The organism is Streptomyces sichuanensis (assembly GCF_020328095.1).
Classification (GTDB): domain Bacteria; phylum Actinomycetota; class Actinomycetes; order Streptomycetales; family Streptomycetaceae; genus Streptomyces; species Streptomyces cinnamoneus.
Genome location: NZ_JAIXMK010000018.1, coordinates 18,096 through 41,625, shown reverse-complemented (window position 1 = coordinate 41,625; position 23,530 = coordinate 18,096). Strand labels below are relative to the sequence as shown.

Sequence of the window (23,530 nt, the reverse complement as noted above, 5' to 3'; positions counted from 1 at the left end):
GGACAGTCCGGGGAACGCCGGAGGGCGGCGGACCGGAAATCCGGCCCACCGCCCTCCGTACGTCAACCTCAAGCACCGGGCTCACACCGACCTCGCGCGCCACGGGGAGCGCGAAGCGGGACGGCCTGTCTGCGCCTACTCGGCGTCCGCAGCAGCCGAAGCCTTCGCCGCGGCGGCGGTCTTCGCCGTCGTCTTCTTGGCGGTCGTCTTCTTCGCCGCGGCGGTCTTCTTCGTCGCCGTCGTCTTCTTCGCCGCCGTCTTCTTGGCGGCGGTCTTCTTCGCCGGCGCCTTCTTGGCCGCCGCCTTCTTCGCCGGCGCCTTCTTCGCGGTCTTCTTCGCCGGGCCCTTGGCGCGCTTCTCCGCCAGCAGCTCGTAGCCGCGCTCCGGCGTGATCGTCTCGACGTCGTCGTCCCGGCGCAGCGTCGCGTTCGTCTCGCCGTCGGTGACGTACGGGCCGAAGCGGCCGTCCTTGACCACGACCGGACGCTCGCTGACCGGGTCGGTGCCCAGCTCCTTCAGCGGCGGCTTGGCTGCGGCCCGCCCGCGCTGCTTGGGCTGCGCGTAGATGGCGAGGGCCTCCTCCAGCGTGATGCCGAAGATCTGGTCCTCGCTCTCCAGCGAGCGCGAGTCCGTGCCCTTCTTCAGGTAGGGACCGTAGCGGCCGTTCTGCGCGGTGATCTCCACGCCCTCGGCGTCCTTGCCGACGACGCGCGGCAGGGACATCAGCCTGAGCGCGTCCTCCAGCGTCACCGTGTCGAGGGCCATGGACTTGAAGAGCGAGGCCGTGCGCGGCTTGACGGCGTTCTTGCCCGTCTTCGGGGTGCCCTCCGGGAGGACCTCCGTGACGTACGGGCCGTAGCGGCCGTCGCGGGCGACGATCTGGTGGCCGGTGGCCGGGTCGGCGCCCAGCTCGAAGTCACCGCTGGGCTTGGCCAGCAGCTCCTCGGCGTACTCCACGGACAGCTCGTCGGGGGCGAGGTCGCCCGGCACGTCGGCGCGCTGGTGGCCCTCGGCGTCCTTCTCGCCGCGCTCCACGTACGGGCCGTAGCGGCCGACGCGCAGCACGATGTCGTTGCCGACGGGGAAGGAGGACACCTCGCGGGCGTCGATCGCGCCCAGGTCGGTGACGAGCTCCTTGAGACCGCCGAGGTGGTCGCCGTCGCCGTTGCCGGCGTCGGCGGCGCCGCCCTCCGGGCCCTCGCCGAAGTAGAAGCGGCGCAGCCACGGCACGGCCTGGGCCTCGCCGCGGGCGATGCGGTCGAGGTCCTCCTCCATGGAGGCGGTGAAGTCGTAGTCGACCAGTCGGCCGAAGTGCTTCTCCAGCAGGTTGACGACGGCGAAGCTCAGGAAGGACGGCACGAGCGCCGTGCCCTTCTTGAAGACGTAGCCGCGGTCGAGGATCGTGCCGATGATCGACGCGTACGTCGACGGGCGGCCGATCTCCCGCTCCTCCAGCTCCTTGACCAGCGACGCCTCGGTGTAGCGGGCCGGGGGCTTGGTGGCGTGGCCGTCGGCGGTGATCTCGTCGGCCGTCAGCGCGTCGCCCTCGGAGACCTGCGGCAGCCGGCGCTCGCGGTCGTCGAGCTCGGCGTTGGGGTCGTCGGCGCCCTCGACGTACGCCTTCATGAAGCCGTGGAAGGTGATGGTCTTGCCGGAGGCGCTGAACTCGGCGTCCCGGCCGTCGCTCGCCCGGCCGGCGATCTTCACGGTGACGGAGTTGCCGGTCGCGTCCTTCATCTGGGAGGCGACGGTGCGCTTCCAGATGAGCTCGTAGAGGCGGAACTGGTCGCCGGTCAGACCGGTCTCCGCGGGGGTGCGGAAACGATCACCCGAAGGACGGATCGCCTCGTGCGCCTCCTGCGCGTTCTTGACCTTCCCGGCATACGTGCGCGGCTTGTCCGGCAGGTAGTCGGCGCCGTACAGCTGCGTGACCTGTGCGCGGGCGGCACCGACCGCCGTTTCGGACAGGGTGGTGGAGTCCGTACGCATATAGGTGATGAAGCCGTTCTCGTACAGCTTCTGGGCCACCTGCATGGTCGCCTTCGCACCGAAGCCCAGCTTGCGCGAGGCTTCCTGCTGCAGCGTGGTGGTGCGGAACGGCGCGTACGGGGAGCGGCGGTACGGCTTGGACTCGACGGACCGCACGGAGAAGGACGACTGCTCCAGGGCCGCGGCCAGCGCGCGGGCGTTGGCCTCGTCCAGGTGCAGGACCTGCGCGCCGTCCTTGAGCTGTCCGGTGGAGCCGAAGTCACGGCCCTGGGCCACCCTGCGGCCGTCGACGGCGCTCAGGCGGGCGGTGAAGCTGCCCGGGTCGCCGGCGTCGCCGGCCCGGCCCGTGGCGAAGGTGCCGGTCAGGTCCCAGTACTCGGCGGAGCGGAAGGCGATGCGCTCGCGCTCGCGCTCGACGACGAGGCGGGTGGCGACGGACTGCACGCGGCCGGCGGACAGCCGGGGCATGACCTTCTTCCACAGGACCGGCGAGACCTCGTAGCCGTAGAGGCGGTCGAGGATGCGGCGGGTCTCCTGGGCGTCGACGAGCTTCTTGTTCAGCTCGCGCGGGTTGGCCACGGCGGCCTGGATCGCGTCCTTGGTGATCTCGTGGAAGACCATCCGGCGGACCGGGACCTTGGGCTTGAGGACTTCCTGCAGGTGCCAGGCGATGGCCTCGCCCTCGCGGTCCTCATCGGTGGCGAGGAAGAGCTCGTCGGATTCGGCCAGCAGCTCCTTGAGCTTCTTGACCTGATCCTTCTTGTCGGTGTTGACGACGTAGATCGGCTGGAAGTCGGCGTCGACGTTCACGCCGAGCCGGGCCCAGGGCTCGCCCTTGTACTTCGCCGGGACCTCGGCGGCCCCGTTCGGCAGGTCACGGATGTGCCCGACGCTCGCCTCGACGACGTATCCGGGGCCGAGGTAGCCCTTGATCGTCTTCGCCTTGGCAGGCGACTCGACGATGACGAGTCGGCGGCCGCCCTGTGCGGTCTCGCTGGTCGGGGACAACTTCGCTCTTCTTCCGGTCGACACTCGGTGTGGGCGTTTCGGTCTGGGCGTTGGTGACGCTGCGGAGTGTGACGGTACATCCCGCCCCCGTGTCAAACGGAAAAAGCCCGCAACGCCACTCGAACGGTAACCCGACAAGCGTCCTGTCTGCCGCCCGGACCGTCACACCGTGAGTGTGACGGCCCTGACACGTGCGGTCACGCCCAGAACGCCCGGGGACGAGGGAACGTGACGCGAACACGACCCCTCCTTTTTCCCTTCTCGTGGGTCTGACGACCCCCTTCCATATTCCTCCTCGTCACGCGTCAGCCGGCCACCGGCAGGAGGAAGCCCTGCTCGACGAGCATCCGGATCGCCTCCGGCGTGCGGTCCCGCAGGCTCACCGCGTCCTCGCCGACGAGCTGGGCGATGGCGTCGAGGATGCGGCCCGCGGGCAGTGAGCCGTCGCACACGCCGGCGAAGCCCGCACCGACCGTGTCCACCTTGGTGGCACGGCGCATGCCGCGGTTCTGCCGCAGCACGACGTGCTCGGGGTCCTCGGCGCCCGGCAGCCCGACCTGCTCCTGCACGACCTGGTCGGCCAGCCGGAAACGCGTCGCGAGCAGCGCCGCGTCGTCGTGCCGGCGCAGGAAGTCCTGGCGCTCGAAGTGCTCCCGTACGGTCGCGCCCAGCGGCTGCTCGACGGGGTGCGGCCACTCCTCGGCGATCACGGAGGGCGTATCCGAGCCGGATTTGCGCAACGTGATCCAGCCAAATCCGACGCCCTTGGTCCCCCGGGCCTCGAACTCGTCCAGCCATGCGTCGTAGCGGGCCGCGTACTCCTGCGGACCGGCACGGTGGTCGCCGCCGTCACGCAGCCACAGCTCGGCGTACTGCGCGATGTCCTGCACCTCGCGCTGGACGATCCAGGCGTCGCAGCCGCGCGGCACCCACGACGAGATCCGCTCGCGCCAGTCCTCGCCCCCGACGTGCTGCCAGTTGGCGAGGAGCTGGCAGTAGCCGCCGTCGTTGAGCCGGTCGGCCGACTGCTGCACCAGCGTGCGGCACAGGTCGTCACCGCCCATGCCGCCGTCGCGGTAGGTCAGCCGCGCGCCGGGCGAGATGACGAACGGCGGGTTCGACACGATCAGGTCGTACGTCCGGTCGGCGACCGGCTCGAAGAGGGAGCCCTGGCGCAGGTCGGCCTCGGGCGCGCCGGAGAGTGCGAGCGTGAGCCGTGTGATGTGCAGCGCACGCGGGTTGAGGTCGGTGGCGGTGACCCGGGTGGCGTGCTGGGCGGCGTGCAGCGCCTGAATGCCGGAGCCGGTGCCGAGGTCGAGGGCGTCGGCGACGGGCGTGCGGACGGTGATCCCGGCCAGGGTGGTGGACGCGCCGCCCACCCCGAGGACGAGCTCCGAACGGTCCACGCCCGAGGGGCCGGCGCCGCCCCCGGCGATGCCGCCCGCGCCGCCGACGGCGCAGCCCAGGTCGGAGACGATCCACCAGTCCTGCCCCTCGGGACCGCCGTACGGGCGGACGTCCACGCTCGCCCGTACGAGCCCGCCGTCCGCGGCGTCGCGCACCAGCCAGCCGTCTTCGAGGCAGTCCTCGACGGGCAGGACCACGGCGGCCCGCGCATAAGGGATGGGGCGCTGCAGCAGGAAGAGCCGGACCAGCGTCTCCAGGGGGCCGTCGCCGCGGGTGGCGCGCAGGGCGGGGACGGTCTCGCTGCGGGCGAGCGCGGCGTAGGCGGAGGCGCCGAGCAGGTCGAGGAGACCGTCGGCCGTGAAGGCGGCCGCCAGCAGGGCGTCGCGCAGGCGGGCGGTGCGCGCCGGGTCGGCGGTGGGAAGGTGCGTCGTACTCACGGAACCATTGTCGGGGGCGCCCCGCGCAAACGGCGAAAGCCCGGCGCCGCCGCTGCGGCGCGGCGCCGGGCGGGGCCGACCCGGTTCCGGTCGTCGTTGCTGCTCGGCTTACTGCTCGGCTACTGCTTGGCTACTGCTTGGTCGCCGACGGGGAGACCGACGTCCGCTTGCAACCCGGCTGCTTGGCCATGGCCTTGCCGACGTCGCCGGACTGCAGCTTCTTGAGCGCCTCGTCGCTGCGGCTGGTGAGCTTGCTGATGTCGGCGGCGATGCCCTTGAGGCCCTCGCCGAACTTCGCCTGGTCACCGGTGTCCAGCTCGTCGATGCGCTTCTTCAGACCCCCGTACGCCCCGGAGAGGTCGTTGAGCGCCTTGACGGCGTTCTTCTGGCTGGTTTCGCCGTCCTTGACCGGCGGGGCACCCGCCCGGTCGACGGAGGTGGCGAGGGCCTTGTAGGCGTCGGCGCTGGCCTGGAAGGCCGCCGAGTCGGTCTGCTGGATCTTCTTGGGGTCCTCCTCGTTCGTGAGGCCCACGATCGCGGAGTTGGCGTCCGTGATCTTCTTGACCTGAGGCTGCATCTGGTCGCAGACGCTCTTGGCCCACTCGTCGAGTTTCTTGGACTGGTCGTCGCCGCCCCCGCCGCAGCCCGTCAGGGCCAGGACAAGTGCCGCCCCGCCGGACAGTGCAGCCACAAGCTTCTTGTTCACCGGATCGGTCCCTTCAATGGCTCTCGGCCCCGGAACTTACACGTCCAGAGGACACGGGACAGGAGCCGAGCACACCGTATGCCCCCGTTTAGAGCCGTTTGCACCAAGCTTGGCGTGGCGTTCGCCGCACCTGACGCGGGCTCCGGGAGTGCCGGAGGCATACGGTGCCCGCCGTGGTCCACGGCGGACGGCTGAGATGCCGTCAGGAGACCACCGCCGGGTCCACGGGCTTGGCCGCCCGCTCGGCGTTGCCGTCGTCGCCGTCCACGGCGATCCCGCGCCGCTTGGAGGCGTAGACCGCACCCACGATGACGACGATGGCCAGGACCGCGACGCCGATCCGCAGGCCCCTGTTGGCGTCGGCTCCGTACGAGAACTTCACGACGGCCGGGGCGATGAGCAGCGCCACCAGGTTCATCACCTTCAGCAGCGGGTTGATCGCGGGGCCGGCGGTGTCCTTGAACGGATCGCCGACCGTGTCCCCGATGACCGTCGCCGCGTGCGCCTCGCTGCCCTTGCCACCGTGGTGGCCGTCCTCGACGAGCTTCTTGGCGTTGTCCCAGGCACCACCGGAGTTGGCCAGGAACACCGCCATCAGGGTGCCGGTGCCGATGGCGCCGGCCAGGTACGAACCGAGCGCGCCGACGCCGAGCGAGAAGCCGACGGCGATGGGCGCCATGACGGCGAGCAGACCGGGCGTGGCCAGTTCGCGCAGCGCGTCCTTGGTGCAGATGTCCACCACGCGCCCGTACTCCGGCTTCTCGCTGTAGTCCATGATCCCCGGGTGCTCGCGGAACTGCCGCCGCACCTCGTAGACCACCGCGCCCGCCGACCGCGACACCGCGTTGACGGCCAGGCCGGAGAAGAGGAAGACGACGGCCGCGCCGAGGACCAGGCCCACCAGGTTGTTGGGCTGCGAGATGTCCAGGCTGAGTCCGAGCTCCCCGGCGTCCGCGCGCACGTCCGCCACGGCCGTCGCGATCGCGTCGCGGTACGAACCGAACAGCGCCGACGCCGCCAGGACGGCCGTGGCGATGGCGATGCCCTTGGTGATCGCCTTGGTGGTGTTGCCCACGGCGTCGAGGTCGGTGAGCACCTGCGCGCCCGCGCCCTCGACGTCGCCGGACATCTCCGCGATGCCCTGCGCGTTGTCGGAGACCGGCCCGAAGGTGTCCATGGCGACGATGACACCGACCGTCGTGAGCAGACCCGTGCCCGCGAGGGCGACGGCGAACAGCGCCAGCATGATCGAGGTGCCGCCCAGCAGGAACGCCCCGTACACGCCGAGCGCGATCAGCACCGCCGAGTAGACCGCGGACTCCAGGCCGATGGAGATGCCGGACAGGATGACGGTCGCGGGGCCGGTCAGGGAGGTCTTGCCGATGTCCCGCACGGGCCGCCGGCTGGTCTCGGTGAAGTAGCCGGTCAGCTGCTGGATGAGCGCGGCGAGGACGATGCCGATGGCGACGGCCACGAGCGCGAGCACGCGCGGATTGCCGTCGTGGGAGCTGATGGCCGCGTCGCCGATGCCCTTCAAGTCGGCGTAGCTGGACGGCAGATAGACGAACACGGCCACCGCCACCAGCACGAGGGAGATGACGGCGGAGATGAAGAAACCGCGATTGATGGCGGTCATCCCGCTGCGGTCGCTGCGGCGCGGTGCCACCGCGAAGACGCCGATCATGGCCGTGAGCACGCCGATGGCGGGCACGAGCAGCGGGAAGGCGAGTCCGGCGTCGCCGAAGGCGGCCTTGCCGAGGATGAGTGCGGCGACGAGCGTGACGGCGTACGACTCGAAGAGGTCGGCCGCCATGCCCGCGCAGTCCCCGACGTTGTCACCCACGTTGTCGGCGATGGTGGCCGCGTTGCGCGGGTCGTCCTCGGGGATGCCCTGCTCGACCTTTCCGACCAGGTCGGCACCGACGTCGGCGGCCTTGGTGAAGATGCCGCCGCCCACGCGCATGAACATCGCCAGCAGCGCCGCACCGAAGCCGAATCCCTCCAGCACCTTGGGCGCATCGGCCGCGTAGACCAGCACGACGCAGGAGGCGCCCAGCAGTCCGAGGCCCACGGTGAACATGCCGACGACGCCGCCCGTGCGGAACGCGATTTTCATGGCCCGGTGCGATACCGCCGTCAGATCCTTTTCCGGCTCCCCCTCGGCAGGTGTCGCCTCACGCGCCGCGGCCGCCACGCGCACATTGCTGCGCACCGCGAGCCACATGCCGATATAGCCGGTGGCCGCGGAGAACAGCGCACCGACCAGGAAGAACAGCGAACGGCCCATGCGCTGCGACCCGTTGTCGGCGGGCAGCAGCATGAGCAGGAAGAACACGATCACGGCGAAGACGCCGAGGGTGCGCAACTGCCGCGCGAGATAGGCGTTCGCGCCTTCCTGCACCGCCGCGGCGATTCTCTTCATGCTGTCGGTGCCCTCGCTCGCCGCGAGCACCTGACGCACCAGCACCACGGCCACCGCGAGTGCGGCGACTGCCACGGCCGCGATCACCAGCACCAGGGTGCGATTGCCCTCGGTCAGCTCGACCGCGAGATTCTGAGTGAAGTCCACCTGTTGAGGGGTAAAGGGCCCCGCCATTCGTCCTCCCTGACGTTTGGCACATGGGCGCGTAGCCGGGACCCGCGACATGAGGCACCACCGCAGGAACGGCCGCCACGCTCAGGCGTCCTGAGCTCAAGATGCACGGATTGTAGGGAGCATGACGAGATCAAAACAGAGCGCGGGAACCGGAATGAGACTGCGCAAGTGAAGATCGGAAATGTGATCCGTGTGCGAGCCATGGAGGCGCGGCGGGGGAATTGATCGATGAGTGAAGATCGATGAGCCATTCGGCGGTTTTGTGGAAGCATCAACCACAATTCCGCCGTCCACACGGCCCCCACGGGGCTCTGGCGGGGCTCCGGCGGAAGGGATGCAGACCGCATCGGCGCGGCCCTCCACGGCCCGCCCACCGGGATTACGGCGCACGCGGCGCGGCCGACTACGGCGGACGGGGGCGGTCGCCCTACGGCAGGGCGGTCGTGGACGCCGTAGGCCAGCTCATGCGGATCAGCCCCCCGCTCTCGTCGGCCGTCACCTCGACGTCGTCGACGAGCCCGCTGATCACGGCGAGGCCCATGTCGTCGTCACTGTCGACGCCGATGTCCTCCGCGACCGCACCGGGGCCGGACGGCTTGGCGGCGCCCGACGCGGCTCTCGCCAGCGCGGCGGCAACGGCGGCGGGGCGCGGCGCGTCGTCGGCGACCTCGATGGAGAACTTCTTCTCGTCCTCGATCAGCACGACTCGCACCGGGCTGGAGATCCCCTGGGTGTTGTGCAGGCCCACCGCGCGCGAGCACGCCTCGCCGACGGCGAGCCGGACCTCGTCGAGCACTGCCTCGTCGACCCCGGCCCGGCGCGCCACCGCGGCCGCGACGAGCCTGGCCGTGCGGACATGCTCGGGAAGGGCACTGAAGAGCAGTTCGACGGTGGCCATGCCATCCCCCTCGGTGGTACCTGCCTGCCCCCTTCCCTCATCGGGAACAGGACGAACTCGCAGAGGGGACGGACCCTGGAGCCCGTGGCCCCCCGGCGTGGCTGTGCGGCTGTCCGGCTGTGCCGTTCGGGCCGCGGCCGCCGCCCGGACCTCCGTCCGGCCGCCGGGCCGCCGCCCGGCCGTCTCAGTCGGTCGCCTGTACCGCGTCCTCGACCGAGGTGTGGATCGGGAACACCTTGGTCAGGCCGGTGATACGGAAAATCTTGAGAATGCGCTCCTGGTTGCAGACCAGCCGCAGCGAGCCCTCGTGGGCACGCACACGCTTCAGGCCGCCGACCAGGACGCCGAGCCCGGTGGAGTCGAGGAAGTCGACGCCCTCCATGTCCACGACGAGGTGGTAATTGCCGTCGTTGACAAGCTCGACCAGCTGCTCACGCAGCTTGGGCGCGGTGTACACATCAATCTCGCCACCGACCCGGACAACCGTACGGTCGCCTACGGTCTCGGTCGACAGGGACAGGTCCACGGATCCTCCAGCACCTTGCATCGAGCGGTCGCCCCCCATGGATCGGCAGCCGCGATGGCATTCAATCACTTACCGGCAGGCGCGCACGACGCCTTGGCGCCATTGTCCGTCACGCCAGTGACACACTCGGTGTCGATGGCCAACGATCAACTCCCGCCGGAGGCGGGCGTGCACCCCTCTCCCCGGACGATCCTCGACCGACTCGCCGCCGGGCCGGGCCGGGCTGCACGCATCACTCATACGGAGCACTTGCCCCCTCGTCCCGGACGTCATGCCCCCTGGCCGGAGAAGATCCGCCCGGAGGTGATCGACGCCATCCGGGCCGCCGGAATCGAGCGCCCCTGGGCCCACCAGGCGCGCACGGCCGAACACGCACTGCGCGGCGAGTCGGCCGTGGTGGCCACCGGCACCGCCTCCGGCAAGTCCCTCGCCTACCTCGCCCCCGTCCTGAGCACCCTGCTGGACGGCTCCGAGGCCCCCAACGGCCGCGGCGCCACCGCCCTCTACCTCGCCCCCACCAAGGCACTGGCCGCCGACCAGCGCCGCGCCGTACGCGCCCTGGCCGAGCCCCTGGGCAAGGGCATCCGCCCGGCCGTCTACGACGGGGACACCCCGATGGAGGAACGGGAGTGGGTGCGCCAGTACGCCAATTACGCGCTGACCAACCCCGACATGCTTCACCTGTCGATCCTGCCCGGCCACCCCAAGTGGGCCTCCTTCCTGCGCGCCCTGCGCTACGTCGTCATCGACGAGTGCCACACCTACCGCGGCGTCTTCGGCTCCCACGTCGCCCAGGTCCTGCGCCGCCTTCGGCGCGTCTGCGCCCGCTACGGCTCCGACCCCGTCTTCCTCCTCGCCTCCGCCACCGCCTCCGACCCGGCCACCGCCGCCTGCCGCCTCACGGGCGTCCCGGTCGCGGAGGTCACCGAGGACGCCTCACCGCGCGGCGACGTCGTCTTCGCCCTCTGGGAACCCCCGCTCACCGAGCTCCACGGCGAGCGGGGCGCGCCCGTCCGCCGCACCGCCACCGCCGAGACCGCCGACCTCCTCACCGACCTCGCCGTCCAGGGCGTCCGCACCGTCGCGTTCGTCCGCTCCCGGCGCGGCGCCGAGCTGGTCGCCCTGATCGCCCAGGAACGCCTCGCCGCCGTCGACCGCTCCCTCCCCTCCCGCGTCGCCGCCTACCGCGGCGGCTACCTCCCCGAGGAGCGCCGCGCCATCGAACGCTCCCTGCACACCGGCGAACTCCTGGGCCTCTCCGCCACCTCCGCCCTCGAACTGGGCGTCGACGTCGCCGGCCTCGACGCCGTCCTCCTCTCCGGCTACCCCGGCACCCGCGCCTCCCTCTGGCAACAGGCCGGCCGCGCCGGCCGTACGGGACGGGGCGCCCTGGCCGTGCTCGTCGCCCGCGACGACCCGCTGGACACCTACCTCGTCCACCACCCCGAGGCCCTCTTCCGGCAGCCCGTGGAATCCACCGTCCTCGATCCCGACAACCCCTACGTGCTCGCCCCCCATCTGTGCGCCGCCGCCGAGGAACTACCGCTCACCGAGGCCGACCTGTCGCTGTTCGGCCCCGAGGCCAGGGGCGTGATCTCCCAGCTCGAAGCCCGCAAGCTGCTCCGCCGCCGGGCCTCCGCCTGGCACTGGACCCGCCGCGAACGCGCCGCCGACCTCACCGACATCCGCGGCGGGGGCGGCCGCCCCGTCCAGATCGTCGAGGAGGGAACGGGCCGGCTGCTGGGCACCGTGGACGCGGCCGCCGCCCACACCACCGTCCACGAGGGCGCCGTCCACCTCCACCAGGGCCGCAGCTACCTCGTGCGCCACCTCGACCTGGAGGACTCCGTCGCGCTCGTCGAACAGGCCGATCCGCCCTACTCCACGACGGCCCGGGACACCACCGCGATCTCCATCCTGGAGACCACCACCGAGGTCCCCTGGGGGGACGCACGCCTGTGCTTCGGCTCCGTCGAGGTCACCAACCAGGTCGTCTCCTTCCTCCGTCGCAAACTCATCACCGGCGAAGTGCTCGGCGAGTCCAAACTGGAGCTGCCGCCCCGCACCCTGCGCACCCGGGCCGTGTGGTGGACCGTCACCGAGGACCAGCTCGACGCCGCCCGCATCGATCCCGACACCCTCGGCGGCGCCCTGCACGCCGCCGAACACGCCTCCATCGGCATGCTCCCTCTCTTCGCCACCTGCGACCGCTGGGACATCGGAGGCGTCTCCGTCCCCCTCCACCCCGACACGCTCCTGCCGACCGTCTTCGTCTACGACGGCCACCCCGGAGGCGCCGGCTTCGCCGAGCGGGCCTTCAACACCGCCGCCCGCTGGCTCGGCGCCACCCGCGAGGCCATCGCCTCCTGCGAGTGCGACACGGGCTGCCCTTCCTGCATCCAGTCCCCCAAGTGCGGCAACGGCAACGACCCCCTGGACAAGCGAGGCGCCATCCGGCTCCTCACCCACCTCCTCACCGGAGCCCCGCCCGAGGAGCCCCCGGGCAGGGGGCCCGGAGGCGCACCGGGTGGGGAGCCAGGCGGGTCACCGGGCAACGAGCCGGGTGAGCCTCCGGGCGGGTCACCGGGCAGGGAGCCGGGCGGGGCGTAGGTGCCTGGGCGGGCGAGGTGCAGGCGGTCGAGGCACGGGGCCTAGCCGGGCGGGGCGTAGGCGGCGGGGCCCGCGCGGGAGCGCACGCGGACCGCGTACGGTCCCGCCCTCGCTTCCGCTGTCACTTCCGCGATCTCCCCCTGCACCACGCACCCCACCACGTGTGCTCCCTGGGCCTCGGCGACTTTCCGTCCGAGGCCACAGGCCGGCCCCTCGCCCTGCAGGGCATGATCTGCGGCGGCCAGTGCGGCCAGATCGGCCGCGCCACCGGCTTGGTGACGTGCCATCACCGCCTGGGTCATGGCCAGCACGGCGGCGAGCACCGCGCAGAAGGCCGTGACCGCCACCGCCGTCCACACCGTGGCGGAGCCCGCCTCACCCCACCGTCTCCTCCGCAAGGGCCACCGCCTCTCCCCTCAGGCGCACCGCCAACGCCCCCGGGCCCGCCGCCCGTGCCTCGACGCGTACGCGGACCCTGTCCCCTTCCCGCGCCACCCCGACCCGGGCGCCGGGCGGGGCCGCCGACCTGGCCGCCGCGACGGCCGCCGCCGGCGGATCCGACCGGGCGGCCGCGCGCGCCCCCGCCCGGGCCGCGTCCACACACTGGATCTGGGCGGCACCGGCCATCAGCGTCCAGAGCAGCGCCATGCTGGTCAGCGCCATGACCGGCAGGACGACCGCGGCCTCGGCCGTCACGAACCCCCCGTCAGAACGTCGCATGGAGGGCCCTCACGATCAGCTGCTGCAGTGCGCCGCTGACCGCCCCGCTGGTGACGACCTTGTAGAGGACCGCCGCCAGAGCACACGCCGCCAGTGTCCCCACCGCGTACTCGGCCGTGGTCATACCGGCATCGCCGCCGCCTGCTGCCGCATGCCTGAGGCCCGGCCACCGGTGCGCCCGTCGTCGGCGGGACCGTCCTCGTGACCACCACGAGGTGGCCTCTGCTGTTCCTCTCTGACCTCCCGGGGCCCAGATCCTCGTTGCCCTCGCGCACGCCGTCATTGCCATGACTGCTCCTCCATTCCATTCCCGTGTCAGTGCTCGTTGTGTCGATTTCGCTGGGCGCGCGTCGTCGCACCGGTCGTCAATTGCCCTGTAGGAGAACGCTCGCGAGGCCGACCACCACCGGCGCCACTCCCACCGTCAGGAACGCGGGCAGGAAGCACAGCCCGAGAGGTGCCGTCGCCAGGACGCCCGCGCGCCGGGCCCGTATGCCTGCCGCCCTGGCCTGCGCGGCGCGCAACTGCGCCGCCAGCCGCGTCATGGGCTCCACCGCCGGAACTCCGGTCGTCTGTGCCCTCTCCAGGCAGCGAGCCGTCCCGGCGGCCCCGGGGAGGGCCCCCAGCCGGCCCCACGCCGCGGCCGGCTCGCCTCCGAGCCGTACCTCCGCCGCGGCCTGGGCCAGCCGCTCGCCCACCGGCCCTCCGAGCGAGCCACCGACGGCTTCCGCCGCCTCGCGCGGGCCCGCGCCGGCAGCCAGACAGGCAGCCAGCAGATCCGCAGCGAGCGGGAGCCGGCAGCCGACTTCCTCCGCCGAAACCCCCTCCCCCGCGGGTTCCGCCTTCCGCCGCCATCGCCACACGCCAGCCGCGGCAACGAGGCCCACGACGCATCCCATGGCTCCGCCGACGATCCCGACGAGCAGCAAGCCGCCGATCGCCACGGCCACCGTGGTGCGACCACCGCGGGCAGCCACCATCCGCCGTAGCCGTACCGGCAGCCCCTGGCCGTTCGCTGCCGGAGTGCGGCCGCCCACGAGGGTGTGCATCCGGCGCCGCGTCGATCTCGCCCGGCGGGACCGGCTTCCCCTGGCCGCCACGCACGCCACCGCTGCCACCACCAGACCCGCCGCCCACAGGCTGTGGACAAGTTGCCCGCTCACGCCTGCCCCCTCCCCGCACCTTCGGCGGCCCGTACGATCCGTTGCGTCCAGGCGATGCCCGCGCACTCCAGCAGTCCGCCGAGGAGCAGACAGCCCAGCCCGGCCGGAGTGTGCAGCAGCACCCGCAGGGGGTCCGCGCCGAGCGCACTGCCCATCAGCAGGGCGAGTACGGGCAACAGGGCGAGCATGACGGCGGTGGATCTCGTGCCGGCCAGCTGGGCGCGCAGTTCGTCGCGTTGGTCCCGCTCGGCTGAGAGGGCCGCGGCGACCCTTTCCAGTCCTGCGGCCAGGCCCGCCCCGCCGTCGACTGCCACGTGCCAGCAGGCCGCCACGCCGTTCAGGCCCTCGGCGCCGGGCTGGAGTGCGGCCTTGCGCAGCGCTGCCGGCACGTCCCCGCCGAATCTCGCGGCAGCGGGCACGGCCGGCCAGCCCGGGCCCAGCTCCGCCTGCGTCAGGCTGGCCACGGCCTCGCAGGGCTGGCGCCCTGCCCGTAACTCTCCCGCCACGCTGCCGCACATCTCGATCACGGCGGTCTCACGGCGTTCCCGGTCGCGCTCCCGCCGCCGGGCGGCGAGCCACCGGCGGACGAGCGGCACGGCCACTGCTGCCCCGATCAACGGCACCGGGGAGTGCCCGAGCAGCGCCACCCCGCAACCGATCGGCAGACAGATCAGTTCGCGCCGTGCGCGACCCCACCGCCGCAGCCGCTCGGCCCACTCCCCCGCCCAGTCCGGCAGGAAGGGGCCGCCGGGCCCTCCGAGGCCCACCGGGCCTCCGTCGGCCAGCAGAAGCCGAGCCCGTCGCAGCTGGGGTCCCGGCCGCGCACGCAGTCCGGCCACTGCCACGGCACAGAGCAGCAGGGCCACGCCCCAGGTCATGGCCGGCGGGAGGGGCGGCACGGACAGCCGGGCGGTCATGAGAGACCTCCGCCGCGCTCGCACAGCGCCGCCAGTCGTGTCCATCCAGGGCCGTGCTCGAAGCCCTGCGGACCCCCTACGGCCGCCGGTACGGTCGTCACGAAGCCGGCCGCGTCCCGGTCCAGGACGTGCACTTCGGCAATGCGCCGCTGTCCGCTGTGGTCGCGCACCAGATGGATGACGACCGACAGCGCGGCCGCCAGCTGACTGTGCAAGGCGGCCCGGTCGAGACCCGCCGAGGAACCCAGGGCTTCCAGCCGGGCCGGCACGTCCGCGGCGGCGTTGGCGTGCACAGTGCCCGAGCCTCCCTCGTGGCCTGTGTTCAGAGCGGCCAGCAGGTCGGTGACCTCCGGTCCGCGTACCTCGCCGACGACCAGCCGGTCCGGGCGCATGCGCAACGCCTGCCGCACGAGATCCCGGAGGGTGACGAGTCCGGTGCCCTCCTGATTGGCGGGCCGCGTCTCCAGCCGCACCACATGGGGGTGGTCGGGGCGCAGCTCGGCGGAGTCCTCGGCGAGCACGATGCGTTCGTCCGGTGCGACGAGACCCAGCAGGCTCGACAACAAGGTGGTCTTGCCCGAGCCGGTCCCGCCACTGATCAGGAACGACAGTCGTGCATCGAGCACCGCCCGCAGCAGCCGCTGGCCGCCGGGCGGGACCGTTCCGGCGGCGACCAGCTCCTCCAGCGCGAAGGCACGGGGCCGGACGACGCGCAGCGACAGGCATGTGGAGCCGACGGCCACCGGGGGCAGCACGGCGTGCAGGCGCGTGCCGTCGGGCAGCCGCGCGTCGACCCAGGGCCGGGCGTCGTCCAGTCTGCGGCCGGCGATGGCGGCGAGCCGCTGGGCGAGCCGGCGCACGGCCGCCGCGTCGGGGAAGGACACCCGCGTGCGCTGCAGCCCGGCACCGCGGTCCACCCACACCTGATCGGGTGCGGTGACCAGCACGTCGGTGACGTCGGGCTCCGCCAGCAGCGGCTCCAGGGGGCCGGTACCGACGAGCTCGGAGCGCAACCTGGCGGCGACACCGAGCACTTCGGCGTCGCCGAGCAGCCGCCCTTCGAGGCGCAGGGCCTCGGCGACCCGTGCAGGGGTGGGGTCCGCTCCGCTCTCCGCGAGCCGCAGCCTTACCGCGTCCAGCAAGGTGGCGCTCATGTCGGCATACCTCCACCATCGGCGAGGGCCCGGCCCCAGAACTCCGCGCTGAAGCGCGCCAGCGGTCCCCGCTCGTCGGATCCGGGCGGCCGGCCGGCGGTCAGTGCGCCCGACAGGCCCGGCTCCAGGGGGAGTTCACCGGCCAGCGGCAGCCCCAGAAGGCGGGTGATCTCCTCGCCGCCCAGGCCGGGGCCGAACGGGCCGCGCACCACCGCGCGCAGGTCTCCCAGCAGCAGCCCGAGCATCGAGGCGACCCGGTGCGCCGCGGCGATCGCGCGCAGTTCGGCAGGCACCACGAGGAGACCGGCGTCAAGCTGTTCGAGGGCTTCGACGGCCGTTTCGTCGATCCTGCGCGGCAGGTCCACGACCACCACACCGCCGCGTCTGCGGGCGGCGGCCAGCACGGCCCGCATCGCTTCGGGCGGAACGGCCGTGCAGTCGCTCCTGTCCCAGCTCAGCAGGCGCAGCGAGTGCAGCTCGGGCAGCGCCTCCTCCAGCGCGCGGCCGGCCACCCGGCCCCGGGAGTCGGCGAAGGCGGGCCAGCGCAGCCCTCCGGCCCGTTCCCCACCCAGCATCACGTCGAGTCCGCCACCCAGCGGGTCACCGTCGATGAGCATCGTGCGGTGTCCGGCGCGGGCGGCTCCGACGGCCAGGGCGCAGGCCAGCGTGCTCGCTCCGGCACCGCCCCGGCCACCGATCACGCCGACGGTGAGGGCCGGGCGGCCGACGCCCTCGACGGCGTCGGCGATGCGGTCGACCAGCCAGCTCTCGCCGTCGGGCAGCAGGGCAACGTGCCGTGCCCCGATTTCCACGGCGCGCCTCCAGACGCCGGGGTCGTCGAGGTCCTTGCCGACGAGCACCACCCCTTCCCGGCGGGCGGCGGCACCCATGCGCGGGGCGCAGTCGTCGCCCACCAGGACGAGCGGGGCGCTCTCCCAGCCGCCTCTGCGGGCGGGTGTTCCGTGGATGACTTCGGGAACGGCTCCGGCGGCGGCACACAGCCGCAACAGATCGTCGAGCAGCCCTTCGTCCTCCGTGACGATCAGCGGGCCGCCCTGCCGTGGGTCCGCGGAAGCGGGCCAATCGGATGTGCGGGATCCGGTCACGGTCTCCTCCCCTCTCACTACGCGCTCTCGCATCCGCGAAGGTCGCGGAACTCGCGGGGAATCACCGTGCAGCGAACTGGGAAATCGTGTGGATCTTGGTCAAAAACTGTGGACAACTCAACGGATGTGAATATCCCGCTCACCTATACCGGTGACTTCCGGAGAGCAGCCTGTTGATTACCCTGCGTAACAGGTATGAAGGGGTCAGGTGCAGCGCCCGCCCGGGGCGCGCGAGGGGGAGGAGGACCCGAAGGTGATGCCCGAAATGCATCCGGACATGCGACGACCCCCGCCGGGGGGGGAGAGCGGGGGTCGTCCCCACGGCCGACTCGGGGGGGGAGGAGTCGGGCCGGGTTAGACACGGTCGCGAACGATCCGTGACTTCCATGGTGTACCCGAGAGCCTTCTCAGGCAAACCCACACGCCTCAGCTTACGCCGAATGGAGTGCCCCTATGCTCGGCGGAGTGGAAAACCACTCCTTGCCTCGGACAGCCGCGTTCTTTGATCTGGACAAGACGGTCATTGCGAAGTCGAGCACGCTCACCTTCAGCAAGTCCTTCTACCAAGGCGGCTTGATCAACAGGCGTGCGGTCTTGCGCACCGCCTATGCGCAGTTCGTCTTCCTGGCCGGCGGCGCCGACCACGATCAGATGGAGCGAATGCGCCAGTATCTCTCCGCGCTCTGCCGGGGCTGGAACGTCCAGCAGGTCCGCGAGATCGTGGCCGAAACCCTGCACGAGCTCATCGACCCGATCATCTACGACGAGGCGGCCTCGCTCGTCGAGGAGCATCACGCCGCCGGCCGCGACGTGGTGATCGTCAGCACCTCGGGCGCCGAAGTCGTCGAACCGATCGGGCAGCTGCTCGGCGCCGACCGCGTCGTCGCCACCCGAATGGTCGTAGAGGACGGCGTCTTCACCGGAGAGATCGAGTACTACGCCTACGGGCCCACCAAGGCCGAGGCCATCCGGGAGCTCGCCGCCTCCGAGGGCTACGACCTGGCGCGCTGCTACGCCTACAGCGACTCCGTCACCGACATCCCGATGCTGGAGGCGGTCGGCCACCCGCACGCCGTCAACCCCGACCGGGGCCTGCGGCGCGAGGCGGTCGCCCGTGACTGGCCGATTCTTTCCTTCAGCCGGCCCGTCCGGCTCAAGCAGCGCGTTTCCTCGCTGCCCATGCCGTCGCGATCGGCACTGGTGGTGGCCGCCGCGGTCGGCGCAGCAGCGGCCACGGCCGGTTTGATGTGGCTCGCCGGCCGCCGCCGCACTCCCGCATTGTCCGAGTTTGCAGTCAAAAGCAAAGAACTGCGGGCTGGACTTCCGCTTCCGCCACGACAGGAGTAGAAAGGACTTAACGGCCCGCGAGACCAGGGACATCCGGGAGGACGCCCTTCACGCACCAAGGCCCCACGGACCGATGCATGAAAGTCGGGCACCCACGCGACGCCGACCCGTCGATTACGGGCCAGCCGCACCAGGTGACGGGCGAAGTCCCCGACCTGATGGGCAAATATCGTGCACGCATGGTAACCCGGCGGACGTGCCAGCGGCGGTACCAGAGCAGTACGGGTACCGCCGCAACCCTTGTCCGGGGCAATGCCGTTCGGGCGTGCCGCCCGATGCGCCCAGGACGTCGTCAGGCCGCGCCGCGCTGGAGCGCCTCGCACACCGCCGTGCTCTCTCGCACGCCGAGCTCAACGGCACGGCCGCAATGCGCGATCCATGCCGCCACGCCTTCCGGTGTCCCGGAGACGTAGCCCTCAAGCGCCGCCGTGTAGGCAGCCCGCCCCAGCTCCGCGTGCCCCACCTCCGCCGGACAGATCGACTTGGGGTCGAGCCCGCTGCCCACCAGCACGATCCGCTCGGCAGCCCGGGCGACGAGGCCGTTGTACGACCCGAACGGGCGCAGCGCGAGCAGCTCCCCGTGCACCACCGCCGCCGTCACCAGAGCCGGCGCGTCACTGCCCGCGATCAGGAGCCCGGCCAGGCCCTCAAGCCGCCCCGAGACCTCGTCCGCCGCCGGAAGCGGCAGCTCGACCAGCGGCTCCACCACCGGCTCGCCCGGCAGCCGCGGCCGGCCCACCGCCTCGTCGGGACGGTCCCGCCCCGCGGCGACGAGATGCAGCCGGGCCAGCACCCGCAGGGGCGACTGCCGCCACACGCTGAGCAGTTGCCCGGATTCCGCGGTCAGCCGCAGCGCCGCACCCACCGTGCGCGGCTCCCCCTCGCTGCCGAAGTCGGAGCGGCGGCGCACCTCCTCCAGCGCCCAGTCGGCGCCGGAGAGCGCGGCCGAGCCGCGGGCGCCGCGCAGCGCGGCCTCGGAAGTGACCTCGTTGCTGCGGCGGCGCATGACCCGGTGGCCGTACACCCGGTCCACCGCCTTGCGTACGGAGTCCACGGAGTCGGCCACGCCCGGGAGCGAACCCAGAACGGCAAGCGGATCGGCTGTCGTACTCATGGGTACGACACTACGCACTTCAGCTCTACACCCCCCGAAAGAGTGGTCCTCTTCACTCACGGCTCTCACTCAACGCACCCCCGCACCTACTCTTGGTGAACATGAAGATCGCTTTCGTAGGGAAGGGCGGCAGCGGCAAGACGACGCTGTCCTCCCTGTTCATCCGCCATCTCGCCGCCTCTCCCGTTCCCGTCGTCGCCGTGGACGCGGACATCAATCAGCACCTCGGGGCGGCACTCGGGCTCGACGAGGCGGAGAGCGCCGGATTGCCCGCGATGGGTGCACAGCTGCCCTTGATCAAGGACTACCTGCGGGGGACGAACCCCCGCATCGCCTCCGCCGAGACCATGATCAAGACGACTCCGCCGGGCGAGGGCTCCCGGTTGCTGCGCATCGGTGAGGACAATCCGGTCTACGAGGCGTGCGCCCGCTCCGTGCGACTGGACGACGAGGCGACGATCCGACTGATGGCGACGGGCCCGTTCACCGACTCCGATCTCGGCGTCGCCTGTTACCACTCCAAGGTCGGCGCGGTGGAGCTGTGCCTGAACCACCTCGTCGACGGCCCCGGCGAGTACGTGGTGGTCGACATGACGGCGGGCAGCGACTCCTTCGCCTCCGGGATGTTCACCCGCTTCGACATGACCTTCCTGATCGCCGAACCCACCCGCAAGGGCGTCTCCGTCTACCGCCAGTACAAGGAGTACGCCCGGGACTTCGGCGTCGGCCTGAAGGTGGTGGGCAACAAGGTGCAGGGCGCCGATGACCTGGACTTCCTGCGCGCCGAGGTGGGGGACGACCTGCTCACCACGGTCGGGCACTCGGACTGGGTGCGCGCCATGGAGAAGGGCCGACCGCCCCGCTTCGAACTGCTGGAGGAGGCCAACCACCAGGCGCTGCGCACCCTGCGCGAGACGGCGGACGCCGCGTACGGCGCCCGGGACTGGCAGCGCTACACCCGCCAGATGGTGCACTTCCACCTCAAGAACGCGGAAAGCTGGGGCAACGCGAAGACGGGCGCCGACCTGGCGGCCCAGGTCGACCCGTCGTTCGTGCTCGGCGAGCAGCTCCTCGCCACACCGCAACCCGCCTGACACCCGGGGAGCCACCCGGCACACCCAGCCCTGCGGCGGCGCGTCTGTACGCGCCGCCGTTTGCGTGCCCGGGGCACCCCTGAGTCGGCGCCGGGCAAATCACGACAAGCGCATGAAAATACATATTCACTCGATCGAAGGAAGCCCCCGGCCAGCTCTTCGCCAACCCTTTACTCTCCATTACGATTCATTTACTGAGAGTTGAGATTCGCCGTCGATCGCTTCCCTTCCCCAGCCCTGCCTTCCCTCGCCTCACCCTGCCGTTGCCCCCGCCGTCGCAGTCACGAAGACGGGAACGCCCATGCACACTCAGCCGCCCCTGACGGAACCACCACCCACGGCTCCCGGAAAGGACGCCCCGCCCGAGCCGGGCGGGCGCGCGCACCGGGGCTGGCAGCGGGATCTCTCCGCATCCTTCGTCGTCTTCCTGATCGCCGTCCCCCTCTCCCTGGGGATCGCGCTCGCCACCGGCGCGCCGCTGCAGGCGGGTCTGGTGGCGGCAGCGGTCGGCGGCATCGTCGCCGGCCTGCTGGGTGGGGCCCCGCTCCAGGTCAGCGGGGCCGCCACCGGCCTGGTGGTGGTGACCGCCGAGCTGGTGCAGCGCTACGGCTGGCGGGCCACATGCGCGATCACCGCGCTCGCGGGCCTGGCCCAACTCGCCCTGGGCGCCGCCCGTGTGGCCCGGGCCGCGCTGGCGATCAGCCCCGCGATCGTGCACGGAATGCTCGGCGGCATCGGCGTCACGATCGCGCTGGGGCAGCTGCACGTCGTTCTGGGTGACAGCCCGAGCCTCTCCGCGCTGGAGAATCTCGGCGCCCTGCCGTCGGAGATCCTGCATCCGCACCCTGCCGCGCTGCTGATCGGCGCCGTCACGGTCGGCGCGCTGGTCGGCTGGCCCCGGCTGCCCGGACGGGCAGGGCAGTGGGCCCGGCTGCTCCCGGCGCCCCTCGCAGCGGTGGCCATCTCCACCGCCGCGAGCCTGGGCATGGCGCTGCCCCGCGTCTCCTTGCCCGCCTGGGAGTTGCCCGCGCTGCCCGCGCTGCCCGACGGGCCGGTGCTCGGGATCTTCGCTGCCGTCCTGACGGTCACGCTCGTCGCCAGCATGGAGTCGCTGCTGTCCGCCGTCGCCATGGAGCGGCTGCGCGCCCAGCGGACCGACGAGCCGCCGGCCGCCCCCACCGGGCTGAACCGCGAGCTGGCCGGACAGGGTGCAGCGAACGTGGTCTCCGGGCTGCTGGGCGGGCTGCCGATCGCCGGCGGCGCCATCCGCAGCTCGGCCAACATCGCGGCGGGGGCCAGATCCCGTACGTCGACCGTGCTGCACGGCGTATGGGTGCTGGTGTGCGCGGGACTGCTCACGGCCGTGCTGGAAGTGATTCCGCTGGCCGCCCTGGCGGCACTGGTGATGGTGGTCGGCGTCCGGATGGTGAGCTTCGCTCACATCAAGCACGTCCAGCGGCACCGGGAGTTCCCGATGTACGCCGCCACGCTGGGCTCCGTGGTGCTGCTCGGCGTGCTGCAAGGCGTCGCGGTGGGAGTGGCGGTCGCCGCGCTCCTCTCCCTGCGCCGCCTCACCCACACACGCATCACGGTCACCGAGGAGCAGGTCTGTCACCGAGTGCGGGTCAACGGGCAGCTGACGTTCCTGGCCGTGCCCCGCCTCAGCCGGGCCCTCGCCCAGGTGCCGGACGAGGCGAACGCCGTGGTGGAGCTGGGCGGCTCGTTCATGGACCACGCCGCGTACGACGCACTGCACTCCTGGTCCGCCGCGCACCGGGCACGCGGCGGCTGGGTCACCCTGCGGGGCCGCTACGGCCGCCCACTCGCCGAGCCCGTCACCACCCATGCGTGCCGCCCCTGGACGCCCTGGCGCAATCACCACTGCACCCGGCCCGTCACCGATGACGCCCGTACCGACGCCGGCGGTGGGCGGCAGTTGCTCGGCGGGGTCAGCGCGTTCCAGCGCAACACCGCCCCGCTGGTCCGCGACGAGCTGGCGCGGCTCGCCCGCGAGGGCCAGCGGCCCAGCCAGCTCTTCCTGACCTGCGCCGACTCCCGCCTGGTCACCAGCATGATCACCTCCAGCGGGCCGGGCGATCTCTTCACCGTGCGCAACGTCGGCAATCTGATGCCGCCGCCGGACCACGGCAGCGGCTGCGATTCGGTGGGGGCCGCCGTCGAGTACGCGGTGGAGGTGCTGAAGGTCTCCAGCATCACCGTATGCGGGCATTCCGGGTGCGGCGCGATGCAGGCCCTGCTGGACCTCGCCGCCTCCCCGGCGGGGCACGGTCTCACCCCCGACGACCAGACCCCGCTCACCCGGTGGCTGCGGCACGGCCGGCCCAGCCTGGCGCGGATGCAGCGGATCGGACGGCTGGGTCGCGGCGAAGTGGCGCTGGCCGAGCGCCCCGTGGCGGACGACGTCGAGCGGCTGGCGCTCGTCAACGTGCTGCAGCAGCTCGACCACCTGATGGCCCACGCCTGCGTCGCCCGGAGGGTGGCCGAGGGCTCGCTCCACCTCCAGGGGATGTACTTCCACGTCGCCGAGGCCCAGGCATACGTCCTCGACCGCCGCTCGCGCACCTTCTCCGCCGTCCGCCCAGGGGTCCTCGACGCCGTCTGACCGGGAACCGCCGAACCCGCCCGCGCGGGCCGCCTGCGCCGGGTCCCCGGCGCGTCGCCGTGCCCGCACCACCCCCTCTGACCTCGGCCAACCTCTTTCCCCACAGGTCTAAACC

At 72.0% G+C, this 23,530-nt stretch carries 18 protein-coding genes; 4 read left to right on the top strand and 14 right to left on the bottom strand.

The window, feature by feature from the left end:
* Window positions 1-135: 135 nt before the first annotated feature.
* From topA to bldG, 6 genes are all read right to left on the bottom strand, one after another.
* Complete coding sequence (gene topA, locus LE181_RS08785) at window positions 136-2,997, bottom strand: type I DNA topoisomerase (RefSeq protein WP_225660634.1); 2,862 nt, start codon at window positions 2,995-2,997, stop codon at window positions 136-138.
* A 305-nt stretch (window positions 2,998-3,302) separates the two neighbouring features.
* Window positions 3,303-4,841 (bottom strand): DUF7059 domain-containing protein, encoded by a 1,539-nt coding sequence (locus tag LE181_RS08780; RefSeq protein WP_225660633.1) that lies wholly within the window; start codon window positions 4,839-4,841, stop codon window positions 3,303-3,305.
* Window positions 4,842-4,971: 130 nt separating this feature from the next.
* On the bottom strand, window positions 4,972-5,547 hold the full coding sequence (locus tag LE181_RS08775) for a small secreted protein (RefSeq protein ID WP_225660632.1): 576 nt from the start codon (window positions 5,545-5,547) through the stop codon (window positions 4,972-4,974).
* 202 nt (window positions 5,548-5,749) lie between these two features.
* Window positions 5,750-8,143 (bottom strand): sodium-translocating pyrophosphatase, encoded by a 2,394-nt coding sequence (locus LE181_RS08770; RefSeq protein WP_225660631.1) that lies wholly within the window; start codon window positions 8,141-8,143, stop codon window positions 5,750-5,752.
* 427 nt (window positions 8,144-8,570) lie between these two features.
* Window positions 8,571-9,041 (bottom strand): ATP-binding protein, encoded by a 471-nt coding sequence (locus LE181_RS08765; protein ID WP_225660630.1) that lies wholly within the window; start codon window positions 9,039-9,041, stop codon window positions 8,571-8,573.
* A 184-nt stretch (window positions 9,042-9,225) separates the two neighbouring features.
* A complete protein-coding gene (gene bldG / locus LE181_RS08760; protein WP_086565946.1) occupies window positions 9,226-9,567 on the bottom strand; it encodes an anti-sigma factor antagonist BldG in 342 nt (113 codons plus the stop codon).
* A 54-nt stretch (window positions 9,568-9,621) separates the two neighbouring features.
* Between bldG and sftH the strand changes: the two genes are divergently transcribed.
* On the top strand, window positions 9,622-12,177 hold the full coding sequence (gene sftH, locus LE181_RS08755; protein ID WP_225660629.1) for a DEAD/DEAH box helicase: 2,556 nt from the start codon (window positions 9,622-9,624) through the stop codon (window positions 12,175-12,177).
* A gap of 41 nt (window positions 12,178-12,218) precedes the next feature.
* Here sftH and LE181_RS08750 read toward each other — a convergent pair whose 3' ends face one another.
* The 7 genes from LE181_RS08750 to ssd form a co-directional block, all read right to left on the bottom strand.
* Complete coding sequence (locus LE181_RS08750) at window positions 12,219-12,524, bottom strand: Rv3654c family TadE-like protein (protein WP_372458291.1); 306 nt, start codon at window positions 12,522-12,524, stop codon at window positions 12,219-12,221.
* 28 nt (window positions 12,525-12,552) lie between these two features.
* On the bottom strand, window positions 12,553-12,897 hold the full coding sequence (locus LE181_RS08745; RefSeq protein ID WP_225660627.1) for a TadE family type IV pilus minor pilin: 345 nt from the start codon (window positions 12,895-12,897) through the stop codon (window positions 12,553-12,555).
* Window positions 12,884-13,153 (bottom strand): DUF4244 domain-containing protein, encoded by a 270-nt coding sequence (locus LE181_RS32620; protein WP_372458294.1) that lies wholly within the window; start codon window positions 13,151-13,153, stop codon window positions 12,884-12,886. Before LE181_RS32620 ends, LE181_RS08745 begins: the two co-directional genes overlap by 14 nt.
* Window positions 13,154-13,262: 109 nt before the next feature.
* A complete protein-coding gene (locus LE181_RS08735; RefSeq protein WP_225660625.1) occupies window positions 13,263-14,060 on the bottom strand; it encodes a type II secretion system F family protein in 798 nt (265 codons plus the stop codon).
* Window positions 14,057-14,977, bottom strand: a complete 921-nt coding sequence (locus LE181_RS08730) for a type II secretion system F family protein (RefSeq protein WP_225660624.1) — start codon at window positions 14,975-14,977, stop codon at window positions 14,057-14,059. The genes LE181_RS08735 and LE181_RS08730 overlap by 4 nt, the downstream gene beginning before the upstream one ends.
* Complete coding sequence (locus LE181_RS08725; protein WP_225660623.1) at window positions 14,974-16,131, bottom strand: TadA family conjugal transfer-associated ATPase; 1,158 nt, start codon at window positions 16,129-16,131, stop codon at window positions 14,974-14,976. Before LE181_RS08725 ends, LE181_RS08730 begins: the two co-directional genes overlap by 4 nt.
* Window positions 16,128-17,237 carry a septum site-determining protein Ssd gene (gene ssd / locus LE181_RS08720; protein WP_225660622.1) on the bottom strand — a complete coding sequence of 370 codons (1,110 nt, stop codon included), beginning with the start codon at window positions 17,235-17,237 and terminating at the stop codon, window positions 16,128-16,130. The genes LE181_RS08725 and ssd overlap by 4 nt, the downstream gene beginning before the upstream one ends.
* A 453-nt stretch (window positions 17,238-17,690) precedes the next feature.
* Here ssd and LE181_RS08715 point away from each other — a divergent pair, with 453 nt between their 5' ends.
* Window positions 17,691-18,584, top strand: coding sequence for an HAD family hydrolase (locus LE181_RS08715; RefSeq protein WP_225660621.1), 894 nt, complete (start codon window positions 17,691-17,693; stop codon window positions 18,582-18,584).
* 292 nt (window positions 18,585-18,876) lie between these two features.
* Here LE181_RS08715 and LE181_RS08710 read toward each other — a convergent pair whose 3' ends face one another.
* Window positions 18,877-19,698 carry a Fic family protein gene (locus tag LE181_RS08710; protein ID WP_225660620.1) on the bottom strand — a complete coding sequence of 274 codons (822 nt, stop codon included), beginning with the start codon at window positions 19,696-19,698 and terminating at the stop codon, window positions 18,877-18,879.
* A gap of 101 nt (window positions 19,699-19,799) precedes the next feature.
* Here LE181_RS08710 and LE181_RS08705 point away from each other — a divergent pair, with 101 nt between their 5' ends.
* Together LE181_RS08705 and LE181_RS08700 are read left to right on the top strand one after the other, a co-directional pair.
* Window positions 19,800-20,792 (top strand): ATP-binding protein, encoded by a 993-nt coding sequence (locus LE181_RS08705; protein WP_225660619.1) that lies wholly within the window; start codon window positions 19,800-19,802, stop codon window positions 20,790-20,792.
* Between the two features lie 301 nt (window positions 20,793-21,093).
* Entirely contained in the window at window positions 21,094-23,415 is a 2,322-nt protein-coding gene (locus tag LE181_RS08700; protein ID WP_225660618.1) for a SulP family inorganic anion transporter, read from the top strand.
* Window positions 23,416-23,530: the final 115 nt, after the last annotated feature.

Coding starts and splice junctions, on each gene's coding strand:
- LE181_RS08770 (WP_225660631.1), bottom strand. CDS start 8,143: ATGGCGGGGCCCTTTACCCCTCAACAGGTGGACTTCACTCAGAATCTC.
- LE181_RS08765 (WP_225660630.1), bottom strand. CDS start 9,041: ATGGCCACCGTCGAACTGCTCTTCAGTGCCCTTCCCGAGCATGTCCGC.
- sftH (WP_225660629.1), top strand. CDS start 9,622: ATGGCATTCAATCACTTACCGGCAGGCGCGCACGACGCCTTGGCGCCA.
- LE181_RS08745 (WP_225660627.1), bottom strand. CDS start 12,897: ATGCGACGTTCTGACGGGGGGTTCGTGACGGCCGAGGCCGCGGTCGTC.
- LE181_RS08730 (WP_225660624.1), bottom strand. CDS start 14,977: ATGACCGCCCGGCTGTCCGTGCCGCCCCTCCCGCCGGCCATGACCTGG.
- LE181_RS08725 (WP_225660623.1), bottom strand. CDS start 16,131: ATGAGCGCCACCTTGCTGGACGCGGTAAGGCTGCGGCTCGCGGAGAGC.
- LE181_RS08715 (WP_225660621.1), top strand. CDS start 17,691: ATGCTCGGCGGAGTGGAAAACCACTCCTTGCCTCGGACAGCCGCGTTC.
- LE181_RS08710 (WP_225660620.1), bottom strand. CDS start 19,698: ATGAGTACGACAGCCGATCCGCTTGCCGTTCTGGGTTCGCTCCCGGGC.
- LE181_RS08705 (WP_225660619.1), top strand. CDS start 19,800: ATGAAGATCGCTTTCGTAGGGAAGGGCGGCAGCGGCAAGACGACGCTG.
- LE181_RS08700 (WP_225660618.1), top strand. CDS start 21,094: ATGCACACTCAGCCGCCCCTGACGGAACCACCACCCACGGCTCCCGGA.